Origin of the sequence: Streptomyces sp. BoleA5, assembly GCF_000373665.1 — a bacterium.
GTDB lineage: Bacteria > Actinomycetota > Actinomycetes > Streptomycetales > Streptomycetaceae > Actinacidiphila.
The window spans coordinates 77,403-93,872 of record NZ_KB892102.1 but is presented as its reverse complement, the minus strand read 5'-3'; the positions used below and the strand labels follow the sequence as shown (position 1 = coordinate 93,872).

The window sequence follows — 16,470 nt, the reverse complement described above, 5'->3', positions numbered from 1 at the left end:
CCTAGGCTGACGGCCATGCGCATCGAGGTACCGCACACATGGCCGCGCGACGAGGCGGAGGCCCTGGCGCTGCAGGACCGGCTGCGCCCGCTGGCGGACCACCACAGCCCCGGCCCGCAGCGGCCGCGTCACGTGGCCGGACTGGACGTCGCCTACGGCGGCGGCCACGGTGCCGAGGGCGACATCGTCGCCGCCGCCGTCGTCGTGCTCGACACCGCGACGCTGGCACCGGTCGAGCAGGTCACGGCCACCGCCCGGGCCGCTTTCCCGTACGTGCCCGGACTCTTCGCCTTCCGTGAACTGCCCGTGCTGATCGACGCGCTGGAGAAGCTCTCCGTCACACCCGACCTGCTGCTCTGCGACGGCCAGGGCCTGGCGCACCCGCGCCGCTTCGGGCTCGCCTGCCACCTGGGGGTGGTCACGGGCGTGCCGGCCGCGGGGGTGGCGAAGACGCCGTTCGTCGGCAGCTGGGACCCGGCCGCGCTCGGTGACGCCCGGGGATCGAGCGCGCCGCTGGTGGACGCCGGGGAGACGGTGGGCCGGGTGCTGCGCACCCGGAGCGGGGTGAAGCCGGTCTACGTCTCGACCGGCCACGGCGTCGACCTGGACACCGCCTGCCGCCATGTGCTGGCCCTCGCCCCCGCCTACCGCCTCCCGGAGACGACCAGGCTCGCCGACCGGCTCAGCCGCGACCGGCTAACGTCATGGGGTGCATGACAGTGTGACCCCCGACCCCGGCATCCCGGCCGCCCCCGAACTGTTCACCTGGCAGTTCGCGACCGATCCGTACCCCGCGTACGCCTGGCTGCGCGAGCACTCCCCGGTGCACCGCACGACCCTGCCCAGCGGGGTGGAGGCCTGGCTGGTCACCCGTTACGCGGACGCCAAGCAGGCGCTGGCCGACGCACGGCTCAGCAAGAACCCCGTCCACCACTCCGAACACGCCCACGCCAAGGGGAAGGTGGGCATCCCGGGCGAGCGCAGCGCCGACCTCATGACGCACCTGCTCAACATCGATCCGCCCGACCACACCCGGCTGCGGCGGCTGGTCTCCAAGGCCTTCACACCGCGCCGGGTGGCCGGGTTCGCGCCGCGTGTGCAGGAGCTCACGGACCGGCTGATCGACGGTTTCGCCGCCAGGGGCGAGGCGGATCTCATCCATGAGTTCGCGTTCCCGCTGCCGATCTACGCCATCTGCGACCTGCTGGGCGTCCCCGCCGAGGACCAGGACGACTTCCGCGACTGGGCGGGCATGATGATCCGGCACGGCGGCGGGCCGCGCGGGGGAGTGGCGCGCTCGGTCAAGAAGATGCGCGCCTACCTGCTGGAACTGATCCACCGCAAGCGCTCGGACCTCGGCGACGACCTGATCTCGGGGCTGATCCGGGCGAGCGACCACGGTGAGCACCTCACCGAGAACGAGGCCGCCGCGATGGCCTTCATCCTGCTGTTCGCGGGCTTCGAGACGACCGTCAACCTCATCGGCAACGGCACCTACACGCTGCTGCGCCACCCCGAGCAACGACGGCGGCTGCAGGACTCCCTCGCCCGCGGCGAGCACGAACTGCTCGGCACCGCCGTCGAGGAACTGCTGCGCTACGACGGCCCGGTGGAGTTGGCGACCTGGCGCTTCGCCACCGAACCGCTCACCGTCGGCGGGCAGTCCGTGGCCACCGGCGACCCGGTGCTCGTCGTCCTGGCGGCCGCCGACCGCGACCCGGCCCGCTTCTCCGACCCGGACGCCCTGGACCTGTCGCGCCGTGACAACCAGCACCTCGGCTACGGTCACGGCATCCACTACTGCCTCGGCGCGCCGCTCGCACGGCTCGAGGCGCAGGCCGCGCTGGCGACCCTGCTGACCCGACTGCCGGACCTTCAACTCGCTGCGGATCCAGCCGAGTTGAGGTGGCGGGGCGGCCTGATCATGCGTGGCCTGCGCACCCTGCCGGTCGCGTTCACGCCGGAAAGTGACTGACGTGACGTCAGAACGTGATCTTTGCGTGATCCGTGAGACATCGACTTGTGATGCATGGGCCAAGGCGGCTACGGTCTGGCGCCATCGCAGTATTCGAATGTGAAAGGCGATGGCGCATGCTGAAGTCCGGGAACGGCCGACACCGCAAGCCGCGTCAGGCCCCGACCGCAATGGTCGCGGTCGCGGCGACCGGGGCGGGCCTCACGCTCCCCCTCTTCGCAGCGAGCGGCGCCAGCGCCGCGGACGCCGGCAGCACGTGGAACGCCGTCGCCATGTGCGAGAGCGGCGGCCTGTGGAGCTCGAACACCGGCAACGGGTTCTTCGGCGGTCTGCAGATCACCGAGGAGACCTGGCAGCAGTACGGCGGCGAACAGTACGCCGAGCGTCCGGACCTCGCCAGCCGCAACGAGCAGATATCCGTGGCGGAGAAGATCCTCGCCGAGCTCGGCCCGGACGCCTGGTCCGGCTGCGCCGACTCCTCGGGGCTCATCGACGCCCTCGACGACCTGCTGCACGGCGGCCACGGCCACGACGGCCAGGGATCGGGCGACTCCACCGGCACCGGGGACGAGGACACCGACGGCGCCGGCACCGGCGACGACTCCACCGGCACCACCACCCCGGGCACCGGCGACGACACCACCGCAGCCCCGGACGCCGAGCCGACCAGCGGCTCCGACGCCTCCGCGACCCCCTCCGCCGGCGACAAGAGCGAGGGCAAGGGCACCGGCAAGCACCGCAAGCCGGAGACCGGCACCGCCACCGACGGCCCCGCCACCGGGGACACCACGGGTTCCGCCGGGACCGGCGACCACGGCCCCGCCGGCCTGCCGGCCCACTTCGTGGAGGGCGAGGCCGCCTGGGGCGTCATCCCGCTCGCCACCGACACGCGCGCGGCGGCCGCGAAGGCCGACCGCGGCCGGGACAACGACGCGAGCGCCAAGAGCACCACCGGCAAGCGCTACCTGGTGCAGGAGGGCGACTCGCTCTGCGAGATCGCCATGGAGCAGGACGTGGCGGGCGGCTGGCGCGGCCTGTACGACGCCAACCGCGACGTCATCGGCGACGACCCGAACGCGATCAGCGCCGGTTCGTACCTGGACCTCGGCCGCTGAGCCGCCGGCGCGCCGCCGGGCCGGGTGTCCATCCCCGCCCGGCGGACGAGGGCTGACATCGGGCTGAACTTTCTCCTCCGTTCCGAGCACGGGCGTGTCCATCCCCCGAGCGTGCCCGGCCGGGGCTTTTCGGGTCGGTTAGGCTCATGCCGAAACGAAGAGACATCCAGAAGGAGACCCACGTGCCGTCCATCGACGTCGTCGTAGCCCGGGAAATCCTCGACTCGCGAGGCAACCCCACCGTCGAGGTCGAGGTCGGCCTCGACGACGGCAGCACGGGCCGTGCAGCCGTCCCCTCCGGTGCTTCCACCGGTGCGTTCGAGGCCCTCGAGCTCCGCGACGGCGACAAGAGCCGTTACCTGGGCAAGGGTGTGGAGAAGGCCGTGCTGGCCGTCATCGAGCAGATCGGCCCCGAGCTGGTCGGCTACGACGCGACCGAGCAGCGCCTGATCGACCAGGCGATGTTCGACCTGGACGCCACCCCGGACAAGTCCTCGCTCGGTGCCAACGCCATCCTCGGCGTCTCGCTGGCCGTGGCCCACGCCGCCTCCGAGGCCTCCGACCTGCCGCTCTTCCGGTACCTGGGCGGCCCGAACGCCCACGTGCTGCCGGTCCCGATGATGAACATCCTGAACGGCGGCTCGCACGCCGACTCCAACGTGGACATCCAGGAGTTCATGATCGCCCCCGTGGGCGCGGAGTCCTTCTCCGAGGCCCTGCGCTGGGGCGCCGAGGTCTACCACACCCTCAAGGCGGTCCTGAAGGAGCGCGGCCTGTCCACCGGCCTGGGCGACGAGGGCGGCTTCGCCCCCGACCTGCCGAGCAACCGCGACGCCCTCGACCTGATCGTCGAGGCCATCAAGAAGGCCGGCTACCAGCCGGGCCAGGACATCGCGCTCGCGCTCGACGTGGCCGCCTCCGAGTTCTACAAGGACGGCGGGTACTCCTTCGAGGGCAAGTCCCTGTCGGCGGCCGAGATGACCGCGTACTACGCCGAGCTGGTCGCGGCGTACCCGCTGGTCTCCATCGAGGACCCGCTGAACGAGGAGGACTGGGACGGCTGGAAGACGATCACCGAGGAGCTCGGTGACAAGGTCCAGCTGGTCGGCGACGACCTGTTCGTCACCAACCCCGAGCGGTTGCAGCGCGGCATCGACAGCGGCACCGCCAACGCGCTGCTGGTCAAGGTCAACCAGATCGGCTCCCTGACCGAGACCCTCGACGCGGTCGAGCTGGCCCAGCGCAACGGCTACAAGTGCATGATGTCGCACCGCTCCGGCGAGACCGAGGACGTCACCATCGCCGACCTCGCCGTCGCCACCAACTGCGGCCAGATCAAGACCGGCGCCCCGGCGCGCAGCGAGCGCGTCGCCAAGTACAACCAGCTGCTGCGCATCGAGGAGATCCTCGACGACGCCGCGGTGTACGCCGGCCGCTCCGCGTTCCCCCGCTTCAAGGGCTGAGACCGGCCGTCCGGTGCCGCCCGCCGCGCACGCGGCGGGCGGCACCGTGCGCCGGCAAGGGCCATCCGAACCCCCACCGGAGGTGCACGTGCCGGATCGCTTCTCCACCGCGACGCGCATCCGTGCCCTCGGGGCACAGGCGCAGGCCCGCGTCTACCGCGCGGCCGGCCGGCCGCGGCCCTCGCTGCCCCGCGGCCGCAACCGGCTGACCGGCCGGGCCGCGCTGCTGGCGCTGGTCGTGTGCGCCCTGGTCGTGGCCCTGGCCTATCCCATGCGCCAGTACGTCGCGCAGCGCTCGCAGATCGCCGACCAGCGCAAGCAGGCCGAGCAGGCGCGCAAGCGGGTGGACGAACTGCGGGAGGAGAAGGCCCGCTGGCAGGACCCGGAGTACGTCAAGGCGCAGGCCCGGGCCCGGCTGCACTACGTACTGCCGGGCGAGACGGCGTATACGGTGGTGGAGCCCAGCGGGGCCGCCGCGGCCCCCGAGGACTCCGGCGCCCGCCACAGCGACAGCGCCGCCCGCCGCCCCTGGTACGCCAACTTGTGGGACGGCGTCGACCACGCGGACGCCGCCGCCGCAGCACACCGTTGACGCGAGCCCCGAAAGAGACACGCCCAGGCATGGAAAAGCCCCCGCCGCAGACCGAGCACGCCCCGCCCACCGAGGCGGACATCGCCGCCTTCAAGGAGCAGCTCGGCCGACCGCCGCGCGGCCTGCGGGCCATCGCGCACCGCTGCCCCTGCGGCAACCCCGACGTGGTCGAGACGGCGCCGCGCCTGGAGGACGGGACGCCGTTCCCGACGCTGTACTACCTGACCTGCCCGCGCGCCGCCTCGGCGATCGGCACCCTGGAGGCCGAGGGCGTCATGAAGGAGATGACGGCGCGCCTCGCGGAGGACGAGGAACTCGCCGCCGCCTACCGCGCCGCGCACGAGGACTACATCGCCCGCCGGGACGCCATCGAGGTCCTGGAGGGCTTCCCCAGCGCCGGCGGCATGCCGGACCGGGTCAAGTGCCTGCACGTCCTGGTCGGCCACTCCCTCGCGGCCGGCCCCGGCGTGAACCCGCTGGGCGACGAGACGATCGCGATGCTGCCCGAGTGGTGGCGCAAGGGCCCGTGCGTGAGCCCCTGCGGCGGTGCCGGGCGGCAGGAGGGCGAGGCCCTGTGACCCGGGTCGCCGCCGTCGACTGCGGTACCAACTCCATCCGCCTGCTCGTCGCGGACGCGGACCCCGCGACCGGCGAGATCAAGGACCTGGACCGCCGGATGACGATCGTCCGGCTCGGGCAGGACGTGGACCGTACCGGCCGGCTCGCCCCCGAGGCCCTGGAGCGCACCTTCGCGGCCTGCCGTGAGTACGCGGGCGTGATCGGGGAGCTGGGCGCGCGCGAGGTCCGGTTCGTGGCGACCTCCGCCTCCCGCGACGCCGCCAACCGCGACGACTTCGTGCGCGGGGTGGTGGACATCCTCGGCGTCGAGCCCGAGGTGATCACCGGCGCCCAGGAGGCGGAGTTCTCCTTCACCGGTGCCACCAAGGAGCTGAGCGGGCGCACGGACCTCGAACGCCCCTTCCTGGTCGTGGACATCGGCGGCGGTTCCACCGAGTTCGTCGTCGGCGACGACCGCGTCAGGGCCGCGCGTTCGGTCGACGTCGGCTGCGTGCGGATGACCGAGCGGCACCTGGTCCGCGACGGCGTGGCCACCGACCCGCCCACCGCCCGTCAGATCGCCGCCATGACGCGGGACATCGACGCCGCCCTCGACCTCGCCGAGCGGACCGTCCCGCTGCGCGAGGCCCGCACCCTCGTGGGGCTGGCCGGTTCCGTCACCACGGTCGCCGCGATCGCGCTGGACCTGCCCGAGTACGACTGGGCCGCCATCCACCACTCCCGCATCCCGGTCGCGACGGTGCGCGAGATCAGCGCCCGCCTGCTGGCCTCCACCCACGCCGAGCGCGCCGCGATCCCGGTGATGCACCCGGGACGGGTCGACGTGATCGGCGCCGGGGCCCTGGTCCTGCTGCGGATCATGGAGCGGACGGGCGCCCGGGAGGTCGTGGTCTCGGAGCACGACATCCTCGACGGGATCGCCTGGAGCATCGCCTGAGCAGGGCCTTTTCCATCTGAGCGGGCTTTCGGGGCGGGCGGGACACGCCCGCTCCGAAAAGTTCGTGAATTTCTTCACATGAAAGTTCCCGCCGGACGGCCCAACTTTCCGGGGCCGGGGCGCCCCAGGGGCCCCAAAGCCCTTGGTGCACAGGCGTTTCGGCTGTGTTGCGGGGAGGTGGCGGGGTACCCCCGGATGCCGATCTCCGCTGGTCGGAAGGGGCGCTCAACGCTCACAGGCCCCGGCGGGTTCCCCCTGGGTGCTGTGGCCCTGATCACGAAGCGGCGCAGTGTAGCAGAGGGCACCGCAAACCTTGTGAAGGGGCTCACGAGGTACCCCCTCGGGGGTGGTGAATACTCGAAGCATGAGCACCACGGAGCGTCCCAGGATCCTCGTAGTAGGCGGAGGGTACGTCGGCCTGTACGCGGCGCGGCGCATCCTCAAGAAGATGCGTTACGCGGAAGCGACGGTCACCGTCGTCGACCCGCGCTCGTACATGACGTACCAGCCTTTCCTGCCGGAGACCGCCGCCGGCAGCATCTCCCCCCGCCACGTCGTGGTGCCGCTGCGCCGTGTGCTCCCCAAGGCGGAGGTCCTCACCGGCCGGGTCACCACCATCGACCAGGACCGCAAGGTCGCGGTCGTCGAGCCGCTGGTGGGCGAGACCTACGAACTGCCCTTCGACTACCTGGTGGTCGCGCTCGGCGCCGTCTCCCGCACCTTCCCGATCCCGGGTCTCGCGGAGCACGGCATCGGCATGAAGGGTGTCGAGGAGGCCATCGGCCTGCGCAACCACGTGCTGGAGCAGCTCGACAAGGCCGACTCCACCACCGACGAGGACGTCCGTCGCAAGGCGCTCACCTTCGTCTTCGTCGGCGGCGGCTTCGCCGGCGCCGAGACGATCGGCGAGGTCGAGGACATGGCCCGCGACGCGGCCAAGTACTACACCAGCGTCAAGCGCGAGGACATGCGCTTCATCCTCGTCGACGCCGCCGACAAGATCCTCCCCGAGGTCGGCCCCGAACTGGGCACCTGGGGTCTGGAGCACCTGCGCGAGCGCGGCATCGAGGTCTACCTCGGCACCTCCATGACCTCCTGCGTCGACAAGCACGTGGTGCTCGCCAACGGCCTGGAGGTCGACGCCTCCACGATCGTGTGGACCGCGGGCGTCAAGCCCAACCCGGCGCTCGCCAAGTACGGCCTCCCGCTCGGCCCGCGCGGCCACGTGGACACCGCCCCGACGCTCCAGGTCCAGGGCACCGACTACATCTGGTCCGCCGGCGACAACGCCCAGGTCCCCGACCTGGCCTCCGGCCCCGGCGCCTGGTGCCCGCCGAACGCCCAGCACGCGCTGCGCCAGGCCAAGGTCCTCGGCGACAACGTGGTCTCCGGCATGCGGGGCTTCCCGCAGAAGGAGTACAGGCACGCGAACAAGGGCGCCGTCGCCGGCCTCGGCCTGCACAAGGGTGTCGCCCTGATCCGCTTCGGCAAGCTGAAGCTGAAGTTCAAGGGCCGCCTGGCCTGGTACATGCACCGTGGCTACCACGGCATGGCGGTCCCGACCTTCAACCGCAAGATCCGGGTCCTCGCGGACTGGACGCTGGCGGTCTTCCTCAAGCGCGAGGTCGTCTCGCTCGGCGCGATCGAGAACCCCCGCGAGGAGTTCTACGAGGCCGCCAAGCCGGTCCCGGCCGCGGCGGTCACCGCCGAGGCCGTCAAGGCCAAGGCCTGATCAGCCAGCAGTACGGCCGAAGGGCGTCCGCCATCCGTGGGGCGGGCGCCCTTCGTCGTGCCCGTGTCCCTGGCCCCGGGGCACAGGACATGAGATGGGTAGAGGTAAAGAAGCGGTAGCGCGGGAATGTCGGTGTATCCAGCATCCGTTTCCCAGCCCAGTGGACCCGTCTTCATGGAGGCACGGAGGTACGCGCCATGGCCGATGCGGCCGGACGACTGACCGCCCTCGCCGAGCAGGCGCTCGGCGTCCCCGTCCCGTTGCGCATCCGCGCGTGGGACGGCAGCGAGACCGGACCGCCCGACGCCCCGACCCTGGTCGTACGGCACCGCAGGGCGCTGCGCCGGCTGCTGTGGAAGCCCGGCGAACTCGGCCTGGTGCGCGCCTGGGTGGCCGGTGAACTCGACGTCGACGGCGACCTGTACGAGGCGCTGGACCGGCTCTCCGGGCTGGTCTGGGACCGCCCCGCGGAGGACGGCGGGGCCTCGCCGCTCCGTCTGCTCGGCATCGCGCGGGACCCCGGGACCTACCGGCTGGCCCGTGAGGCGCTCGCCCTCGCCGGTCCCGGACTGCCGCCGCCCCCGCCGCCGGAGGAGGTCCGCAGACGCTCCGGCGTGCTGCACAGCCCGATCCGCGACCGGCAGGCGATCAGTCACCACTACAACGTCGGCAACGACTTCTACGAGCTGGTGCTCGGCCCGTCCATGGTCTACTCCTGCGCCTACTGGGAGGGGCCCGACGCGACCCTGGAGGACGCCCAGCGGGCGAAGCTGGACCTCATCTGCCGCAAGCTGGAACTGCAGCCCGGGCAGAGGCTGCTGGACGTCGGCTGCGGCTGGGGCTCCATGGTGCTGCACGCCGCCGAGCACTACGGCGTCCGCGCCACCGGCGTCACGCTCTCCACCGAGCAGGCCTCCTTCGCGCGCAAGCGGGTCGCCGACGCCGGCCTCGCCGACCGGATCGAGATCCGCGTGCAGGACTACCGGGCGGTCGACGACGGGCCGTACGACGCCATCTCCTCGATCGGCATGGCCGAGCACGTGGGCCGTGAGCGCTACCGGCAGTACGCCGGGGTGCTCTACGGGCTGCTGCGGCCCGGTGGGCGGCTGCTCAACCACCAGATCGGCCGCCGCCCCTGGGCGGACGAGGAGGCCTACCACGTCGACGAGTTCATCGACCGGTACGTCTTCCCCGACGGCGAGCTGGCCCCGGTCGGCTCCACGGTCTCCCGGCTGGAGGAGGCCGGGCTGGAGGTACGGGACGTGGAGGCGATCCGCGAGCACTACGCCCTGACCCTGCGGCAGTGGGTCGCCAACCTGGAGGCCCGCTGGCCCGAGGCCGTCCGCCTCGCCGGCGCCGGCCGCGCCCGCGTCTGGCGGCTCTACATGGCGGCCTCCGCGCTCTCCTTCGAGCAGAACCGCATCGGCGTCAACCAGATCCTCGCCGTCCGCCCCGACAAGGACGGCGGCTCCGGGATGCCCCGCACCCGGGCAGACTGGCTGGGCGCGGGCCGCAAGGCCTGAACGCGCCGCGGGGCGGGGGCCGCACACGGCCCCCGCCCCGCGGGCGTTCCCGCCGGCCCGCTACTCGGCCTTGATGGCCTCCAGCATGTTCAGCCGGGCCGCCCGGCGGGCCGGCCACAGCGCGGCCAGGATTCCCACCAGGGCGGCGATCGCCAGGAACACCGCGATCCGGTCCCAGGGCAGCACCATGACGTAGCTCGGCAGTTCGGGCCTGATCAGCCCGCCGACCGCCCAGGCGAGGAAGACCCCGAGGCCCAGGCCGAGCACCGCGCCGAAGAGCGAGATCACCAGGGACTCCAGCCGGATCATCCGCTTGACCGCGGCACGGTCCAGGCCGATGGCCCGCAGCATCCCGATCTCGTGCCGGCGTTCGAAGACCGACATCGCCAGCGTGTTGATCACGCCCAGCACCGCCACCAGCACGGCCATCGCGAGCAGCCCGTAGAGGATGTTCAGCATCAGGTCGATCGTCGAGCTGAGCTCGCGGGAGATGTCCGCCTTGTCCTGGATCTTGATCACCGGGTTCTCGCCGAGCGCCTTCACCAGCGCGTCCTGGTGGGCCTCGGCGGCGCCGCCGGCCGTCTTCACCAGGATGCGCATGTCCCCGGCCTTCGGGGTGTGCGGGGTCACCGTGGCGTTGTCCATGATCACACCGTTGATGAGGTCGCCGCCCTCGAAGACGCCGCCGATCGTCAACCGGCCCTTGGCGCCGTCGTCGTAGCGCACCGGCAGGCTCTGCCCGGCGTGCCAGCCGCGCCGCTTCGCGGTGTCGGAGTCCACGACCACGGAGTCGCCGTGCACTGCGGCCAGCGAGCCGTGGCTGAAGTCCAGGGCGAGCAACCGGCCGATCTGCGGCGCGTCGACGCCGGTGACCCATTCGTCCTCGCCGTCCAGTTCGGTGTGCGCGTCGCGCACGGCGCTGGAGTCGCTGACGCCGTCCGTGCCGGCGACCTGCTCGGCCACCTCGGGGGAGAGGTTCCGGCCGGTGGCCATGGTGATCTGGTAGTCGGCCTTCAGATGGGCTGCCGCCAGCTCGTCCACGGTGGTCTTCACCGAGATGGCCACCACCGTGAGGGCGGTGATCAGGGTCAGACCGATCATCAGCGCGGAGGCGGTGGCGGCGGTGCGGCGCGGGTTGCGCACCGAGTTCTGCCGGGCGAGCCTGCCCGTGACCCCGAAGGGCCGCAGCAGCGGCGCCGCCGCGGCGACCACCGGCCGGGACAGCAGCGGCGTGAGGACGAAGACGCCGATCAGCAGCAGCCCGGCGCCGCCGCCCAGCACCATGTTGCCGCCGTCCTTCATCCCCGAGCCGGCCATCACCAGGACGATCCCGGCCGCCGACAGCAGCGCGCCCAGGGTGTTGCGCAGGACCAGGCCCTTGACGGTGGCCGGGGCGTGCACACTGCTCATCGCCGCGACCGGCGGGATCTTCGCGGCCCGGCGGGCCGGCAGCCACGCGGCGAGCACGGTGACGCCCACACCGACCGCGAGCGCCACCCCCGCCGTGCCGGGCTGTACGGCCAGGGCGCCGTCGGGCAGTTCCGCGCCCGCCGAGCCGAGCACCGCGCGCATGACGGCCGCGATGCCGATGCCCAGCAGGAAGCCGGTCACACCGGCCACCGCGCCCACCACGAGGGCCTCGCCCAGCACCGACCGCGTCACCTGCCGGCGGCTGGCGCCGACCGCGCGCAGCAGCGCCAGCTCCTTGGTGCGCTGGGCGACCAGCATCGTGAAGGTGTTGGCGATGATGAAGATGCCGACGAAGAGCGCGATGCCGGCGAAGCTGAGCAGGGTGGTGTTGAAGTCGCCGAGGTCGGAGGCGATCCGCCGCGCCTCGTCGTCCGCCAGTTGCCGCCCGGTGGTCGCGGTGGCGTCCTCGGCGTAGCGCGGCAGCAGTTTCTCGATCCCCGCCTTCAGCGTGGCCTGCGCGGTGCCCGGGGCGGCCTTGACGTCGATCTCCTCGTATGTGCCCGGCTTGCCGAAGAGCTTCTGGGCCGTGGCGGTGTCGAAGAGCACCAGGCTGCCGCCGGCGGCGACGTTGCCGTCGTCCGTGCGGAAGACGCCGGTCACCTTCTGGCGCATCACCGGGCCGTCGACGGACATCCGGACGGTGTCGCCGACGCCGTAGCCCGTCCGCTCGGCCGTCCTGGAGTCCAGCACGATCTCGGAGGAGGTCCGCGGGGCGCGTCCCTCGCTCATCGGATAGCGGCCCGCACCGGCGTAGTTGCCGCCGCGGGTGGACCAGCCGTCGCCGACCAGCCGGCCGTTCTTGTCGGCGACGGCGGTGAAGCCGGTGACGGTCGCGGTGGTGGACCCGGCGCCGGGCAGGCGGCCGATCTCGTCCACCAGTCGCTGGGGGAGCGGATGGTCGACGTCCCCGTAGGTGACGGCGACCGAGACGTCGGAGTAGCTCCTGGCGGAGGCCTTGCGGAGGGCGTTGCCGATGGTGTCGGTGAACACCAGGGTGCCGGAGACGAAGGAGACGCCGAGCATCACGGCGAGCACGGTCATCATCAGCCGGGCCTTGTGCGCGAGCACGTTGCGCAGGGCGGTACGGAACATGTCAGGGGTCGTCTCTCGGTCGTGGCTCGTGGTCGGCGGCGGGATCAGCTGGTGCGGCCCTTGGCGTCGAAGCGCTTCATGCGCTCCAGCACCGTGTCCGCGGTCGGGCCGTGCAGTTCGTCGACGATCCGGCCGTCGGCCAGGAAGACCACGCGGTCCGCGTAGGAGGCTGCGACCGGGTCGTGGGTGACCATGACGACGGTCTGGCCGAGTTCCTTGACGGAGTTGCGCAGGAAGCCGAGGATCTCCGCGCCCGAGCGGGAGTCGAGGTTGCCGGTCGGCTCGTCGGCGAAGATGATCTCGGGCCTGCTCGCCAGCGCCCGTGCGACGGCGACGCGCTGCTGCTGCCCGCCGGACAGCTGGGACGGCCGGTGCGACAGCCGTTCGGACAGCCCGACGGTCTCGATGACGCGGTCCAGCCACTGCTTGTCGGCCTTGCGGCCGGCGATGTCCATCGGGAGGGTGATGTTCTCCGCGGCGGTGAGGGTGGGCAGCAGGTTGAACGCCTGGAAGACGAAGCCGATCTTGTCCCGGCGGAGCTTGGTGAGCTGCTTGTCCTTCAGCGCGGACAACTCGGTGTCCCCGATCCGCGCGGAGCCGGAAGAGACCGTGTCCAGACCGGCCATGCAGTGCATCAGCGTGGACTTGCCCGAGCCCGAGGGCCCCATGATCGCGGTGTACTCGCCGGCGCGGAACTCGACCGACACCGCGTCGAGCGCGACGACCCGGGTCTCGCCGGCTCCGTAGACCTTGCTCAGATCGACGGCACGGGCGGCCGTGGCCGTGGCGGTGGGGTGTGCGGTGGTGGTGGTCACGGCACGCTGCTCCTGTCGGGACGGGGGAGTCGATCGGACCCCTCCATCGTCCCGACGGCGGACGTCGCCGGAATCCGTCCACATCGTGGTTCTGGAGGCAGTCCCGAGAGGTATGCGCGAACCCCGGCGTACTACTTGGGTATGACGGGGACCCCGAGATCCCGCCCGCGGGCGGAAGCGATTTCGCGTCATATGCAGCGGCCCCGGTCCGCCGCCCGTACCGCCCCGGGCCTGTGCTTTCCTCCGGGTGGGCAATATCTGACGAGTCGTCAGCCACTCTTGAAATCAGACAACATGACGAATCCTGGGCCCTGTTCCACCCGCCCCGCCGGATAGGCTCGTACTGCGCTCTCGCGCCGCCATGCCCGGATGGTGGAATGCAGACACGGCGAGCTTAAACCTCGCTGCCCCTTGCGGGCGTACCGGTTCGAATCCGGTTCCGGGCACCACCTCTCCCACCGGCACCCGCCGGGCCGCCCCGGTGCGTAGTGTGTCGGCTGACCGGCCGCGGGGAGGAGCGTGTCATTCTCCCGGCGTACCGCGGAGCCACACATCGTGCGGGGGAGTTCTTGTGACGGACGACGGGATCCGGTGGATCGCCGGGGCCTTCGACACCTACTGCCTGACCTTCGCCCGCGGGCTGGAGGTCGGCGAACTGGTCCGCCGGATGGGCGGCGACCCCGGGGCGATCCGCCAAGGGCTCTCCGCCGGCGACGCCATGGACTGGTCGGACCGCAAGGGACTGGTGGCCCGGCTGGGCACCCGCGGCGGATGGGCCTTCGCCCTGGAGCACTGGAGCGCCGAGGGCATGGACCACAGGATCCTCCGCGAGGTCTCCCGGGGGACCGAGGCGGTCGTGTACCTCAACGCCGGTGTCCCGCCGCGCTGGTTCCTGTACGCCGAGGACGGCCGGGTCGTGGCCGACTTCGAGCCCGGTGTCGAGGCCGCCCAGCTCGGCGGCGAGGACCCCGGCCGGCTGGTGCCGGCCCTGCGGGAGGTGGGTCTGCTGCTCCCCGACGGGACCTCCGCACCCGACGCCGACGGGGAGGACGAGATCCTCGCGATGGGCGAACGCCGCTTCGGCCTCACCCTGCCGCGCGACGCCGTGGAACACGGCACCCTCGCGGCCGTCAGCTTCGCCCCTTTCTAGCCCGCCCGGCCCACGGAGGGCGTCCGGTACACCACCCCTGGAGGAGACATGACCGTGCTGCGTGTGAAGGCCTTCGACCACCTGGTGCTCAACGTCGCCGATGTGGAGCGGTCCCTGGCCTTCTACACCGGGCCGCTCGGCCTGGAACCGGTGCGCGTCGACGAATGGCGGGCCGGCCACGCCCCGTTCCCGTCGGTGCGGGTCACCCCGGAGACCATCATCGACCTGGTCGCCGGGCCCCGTGGCGAGTCCAACGTCGACCACATCTGCCTCACCGTGGAACCGCTGGACTGGGAAGAGGTCGTCGCCTCGGGGGTGTTCACGGTGCTGGAGGCCGATGTGCGGCGCTTCGGGGCGCGCGGCGAAGCGCAGTCGACCTATGTCGCGGACCCGGACGGCAACACGGTGGAACTGCGCTGGTACCCGCAGGACGCCGAGGGCTGAGGGGAGTTCCGGGCGCCGCCGGTGGCGCCGGGACCGGTTGCTACAGTGCGCCCGTGTCCGACTCCTCGCGCGAATCCCTCGCCGGCGCCGGCTGGGAGGGCCGGCAGCACGGCGCCTACCGGGAGTTGATGCCCGCCCGGGTGGTCAACCTCTCCTGGCTGGACCCGGCGACCCTGTGGAAGGCCCGCAACGGCCCGCTCGCCTCGCTGTTCGGCGACCCGACCGGCCGGGACCGGCAGCACTGGGTGGACGGCCAGCGGGAGCGGGGGGCGGCCGACGCGGACCTGGTGATCGAGCGGGACGACCCCGACACGTTCTCCTTCCTCCTCCTCGGCGACACCGGCGAGGGCGACGATCCGCAGTACGCCGTCGTGCCCGGGATGCTCACGGCGGGCGCCGGCACCCGCTACGCCGTGATCTGCAGCGACGTCCTCTACCCGGTCGGCAGCGCCAACGAGTACGACACCAAGTTCTTCCGGCCCTACCGGGACTACGACGCCCCCGTCTACGCCATCCCCGGGAACCACGACTGGTACGACGGCCTCACCGGTTTCATGCGGGTCTTCTGCCGCGCCCCCGCCCTGCCGCCCGCGCCGCGCCCCCGTCCGCTGTCCCGGGCCTGGTGGCGCACCCTGCTGTGGGCGAAGCCCGACGTGCCGGACGACGCCCGGCTCGACGAGGCCCGCCTGATGCGCTCCGCGCCCTCGCAGGCGGCGTCCCAGCCCGGCCCGTACTGGGCGATCGACTCGGGGCCGATACGGATCATAGGGATCGACACCGGGCTGCTCGGCGGCATCGACAGGGAGCAGGGCGAGTGGCTGCGCCGGGTCTCCCGCGGACCCCGCCCCAAGATCCTCGTCACCGGTTCCCCTATCTACGTGGACGGCGAGCACCACCCCTGCGCCATCGATGGCGGCGGCACGGTCGACGAGGTCGTCCGCGACCCGGAGCGCAACTTCGTCGCCGTGATCGGCGGCGACATCCACAACTACCAGCGTTACCCGGTCGCCGTGGACGGCCGCAGGATCGAGTACGTCGTCTCCGGCGGCGGGGGCGCCTTCATGCACGCCACCCACACGATCCCCCGGGTGGAGGTCGGCGGCGTCAGCGAGGACCGGTTCCGCTGCTACCCGATGCGCGGCGACTCCCTCGCCTTCTACAGCCGGCTCTACGGCCGCCGGCTCCACCTGCGCCGCCTGTTCGACCTCACCCCGGACGAGGCGTCGGCGGTGCTCGCCCGGCGCCTCGGCGTCCCGGCCACCCGGGCCACCGGGGCGCGGGTGACCCTGAGGACCCGCTTCGTCGCGAGCGTCCTGGGCGCTCCTCCCCGCCCGGACCGCAGGCGCCGGCTGCGCCTGCCCGTCCGCCGGATGCTCACCCGTCTGCTGTCCCCGGGCTCGGCGACGTACAGCCCGCCGTTCTTCAAGAGCTTCCTGCGGCTGGACGTCGGCCCGGCCGCCGTGCGCGTGCGGTGCTTCGCCGCCACCGGCCTGCTGGAGCACGAACTGGACCCGCCCGTCGAGGACGACTTCACCGTCCCGCTGCCGGGCGTGAACCGGGCGTGAACCGGACCTGAGGCGCGG

14 protein-coding genes and 1 tRNA gene are annotated in these 16,470 nt (G+C 72.3%); 13 read left to right on the top strand and 2 right to left on the bottom strand.

Going from position 1 to position 16,470, the window contains the following annotated elements; all coding sequences use genetic code 11:
• Positions 1-15: 15 nt before the first annotated feature.
• From B085_RS0117020 to B085_RS0116980, 9 genes are all read left to right on the top strand, one after another.
• Entirely contained in the window at positions 16-717 is a 702-nt protein-coding gene (locus B085_RS0117020; protein WP_018559774.1) for an endonuclease V, read from the top strand.
• Positions 710-1,975 carry a cytochrome P450 family protein gene (locus B085_RS0117015; RefSeq protein WP_051102083.1) on the top strand — a complete coding sequence of 422 codons (1,266 nt, stop codon included), beginning with the start codon at positions 710-712 and terminating at the stop codon, positions 1,973-1,975. The genes B085_RS0117020 and B085_RS0117015 overlap by 8 nt, the downstream gene beginning before the upstream one ends.
• Positions 1,976-2,091: 116 nt before the next feature.
• The gene (locus B085_RS0117010; RefSeq protein ID WP_018559772.1) at positions 2,092-3,090 is read left to right on the top strand and encodes a transglycosylase family protein; all 999 of its coding nucleotides are present in this window, start codon (positions 2,092-2,094) and stop codon (positions 3,088-3,090) included.
• A 182-nt stretch (positions 3,091-3,272) separates the two neighbouring features.
• Positions 3,273-4,553 (top strand): phosphopyruvate hydratase, encoded by a 1,281-nt coding sequence (eno, locus tag B085_RS0117005; RefSeq protein WP_018559771.1) that lies wholly within the window; start codon positions 3,273-3,275, stop codon positions 4,551-4,553.
• A gap of 88 nt (positions 4,554-4,641) precedes the next feature.
• Positions 4,642-5,145, top strand: a complete 504-nt coding sequence (locus B085_RS0117000) for an FtsB family cell division protein (RefSeq protein WP_018559770.1) — start codon at positions 4,642-4,644, stop codon at positions 5,143-5,145.
• 29 nt (positions 5,146-5,174) lie between these two features.
• Positions 5,175-5,723: a DUF501 domain-containing protein gene (locus tag B085_RS0116995; RefSeq protein WP_018559769.1), complete on the top strand. Its 549-nt coding sequence runs from the start codon at positions 5,175-5,177 to the stop codon at positions 5,721-5,723.
• Positions 5,720-6,661, top strand: coding sequence for a Ppx/GppA phosphatase family protein (locus B085_RS0116990; protein ID WP_018559768.1), 942 nt, complete (start codon positions 5,720-5,722; stop codon positions 6,659-6,661). Before B085_RS0116995 ends, B085_RS0116990 begins: the two co-directional genes overlap by 4 nt.
• 364 nt (positions 6,662-7,025) lie before the next feature.
• Entirely contained in the window at positions 7,026-8,393 is a 1,368-nt protein-coding gene (locus tag B085_RS0116985) for an NAD(P)/FAD-dependent oxidoreductase (RefSeq protein ID WP_018559767.1), read from the top strand.
• A 197-nt stretch (positions 8,394-8,590) separates the two neighbouring features.
• Positions 8,591-9,916, top strand: a complete 1,326-nt coding sequence (locus tag B085_RS0116980; RefSeq protein ID WP_018559766.1) for an SAM-dependent methyltransferase — start codon at positions 8,591-8,593, stop codon at positions 9,914-9,916.
• 60 nt (positions 9,917-9,976) lie between these two features.
• Here B085_RS0116980 and B085_RS0116975 read toward each other — a convergent pair whose 3' ends face one another.
• Together B085_RS0116975 and B085_RS0116970 are read right to left on the bottom strand one after the other, a co-directional pair.
• Positions 9,977-12,478, bottom strand: a complete 2,502-nt coding sequence (locus tag B085_RS0116975) for an ABC transporter permease (RefSeq protein ID WP_018559765.1) — start codon at positions 12,476-12,478, stop codon at positions 9,977-9,979.
• A gap of 44 nt (positions 12,479-12,522) precedes the next feature.
• The gene (locus tag B085_RS0116970; protein WP_018559764.1) at positions 12,523-13,293 is read right to left on the bottom strand and encodes an ABC transporter ATP-binding protein; all 771 of its coding nucleotides are present in this window, start codon (positions 13,291-13,293) and stop codon (positions 12,523-12,525) included.
• Positions 13,294-13,656: 363 nt separating this feature from the next.
• Between B085_RS0116970 and B085_RS0116965 the strand changes: the two genes are divergently transcribed.
• The 4 genes from B085_RS0116965 to B085_RS0116950 all read left to right on the top strand — a co-directional run bounded on the left by B085_RS0116965 (position 13,657) and on the right by B085_RS0116950 (position 16,452).
• Positions 13,657-13,742: transfer RNA gene (locus B085_RS0116965), tRNA-Leu, on the top strand.
• 122 nt (positions 13,743-13,864) lie between these two features.
• Entirely contained in the window at positions 13,865-14,443 is a 579-nt protein-coding gene (locus B085_RS45660; RefSeq protein WP_018559763.1) for a DUF6461 domain-containing protein, read from the top strand.
• Positions 14,444-14,491: 48 nt separating this feature from the next.
• Positions 14,492-14,887: a VOC family protein gene (locus B085_RS0116955; protein ID WP_018559762.1), complete on the top strand. Its 396-nt coding sequence runs from the start codon at positions 14,492-14,494 to the stop codon at positions 14,885-14,887.
• A 53-nt stretch (positions 14,888-14,940) separates the two neighbouring features.
• Positions 14,941-16,452: a metallophosphoesterase family protein gene (locus B085_RS0116950; RefSeq protein WP_018559761.1), complete on the top strand. Its 1,512-nt coding sequence runs from the start codon at positions 14,941-14,943 to the stop codon at positions 16,450-16,452.
• The last annotated feature ends 18 nt before the right edge of the window (positions 16,453-16,470 follow it).

Bases quoted from the DNA above. Each gene is read 5' to 3' on its own strand.
- B085_RS0117020 (WP_018559774.1), top strand. From the start codon at position 16: ATGCGCATCGAGGTACCGCACACATGGCCGCGCGACGAGGCGGAGGCC.
- B085_RS0117010 (WP_018559772.1), top strand. From the start codon at position 2,092: ATGCTGAAGTCCGGGAACGGCCGACACCGCAAGCCGCGTCAGGCCCCG.
- B085_RS0116995 (WP_018559769.1), top strand. From the start codon at position 5,175: ATGGAAAAGCCCCCGCCGCAGACCGAGCACGCCCCGCCCACCGAGGCG.
- B085_RS0116985 (WP_018559767.1), top strand. From the start codon at position 7,026: ATGAGCACCACGGAGCGTCCCAGGATCCTCGTAGTAGGCGGAGGGTAC.
- B085_RS0116980 (WP_018559766.1), top strand. From the start codon at position 8,591: ATGGCCGATGCGGCCGGACGACTGACCGCCCTCGCCGAGCAGGCGCTC.
- B085_RS0116975 (WP_018559765.1), bottom strand. From the start codon at position 12,478: ATGTTCCGTACCGCCCTGCGCAACGTGCTCGCGCACAAGGCCCGGCTG.
- B085_RS0116955 (WP_018559762.1), top strand. From the start codon at position 14,492: ATGACCGTGCTGCGTGTGAAGGCCTTCGACCACCTGGTGCTCAACGTC.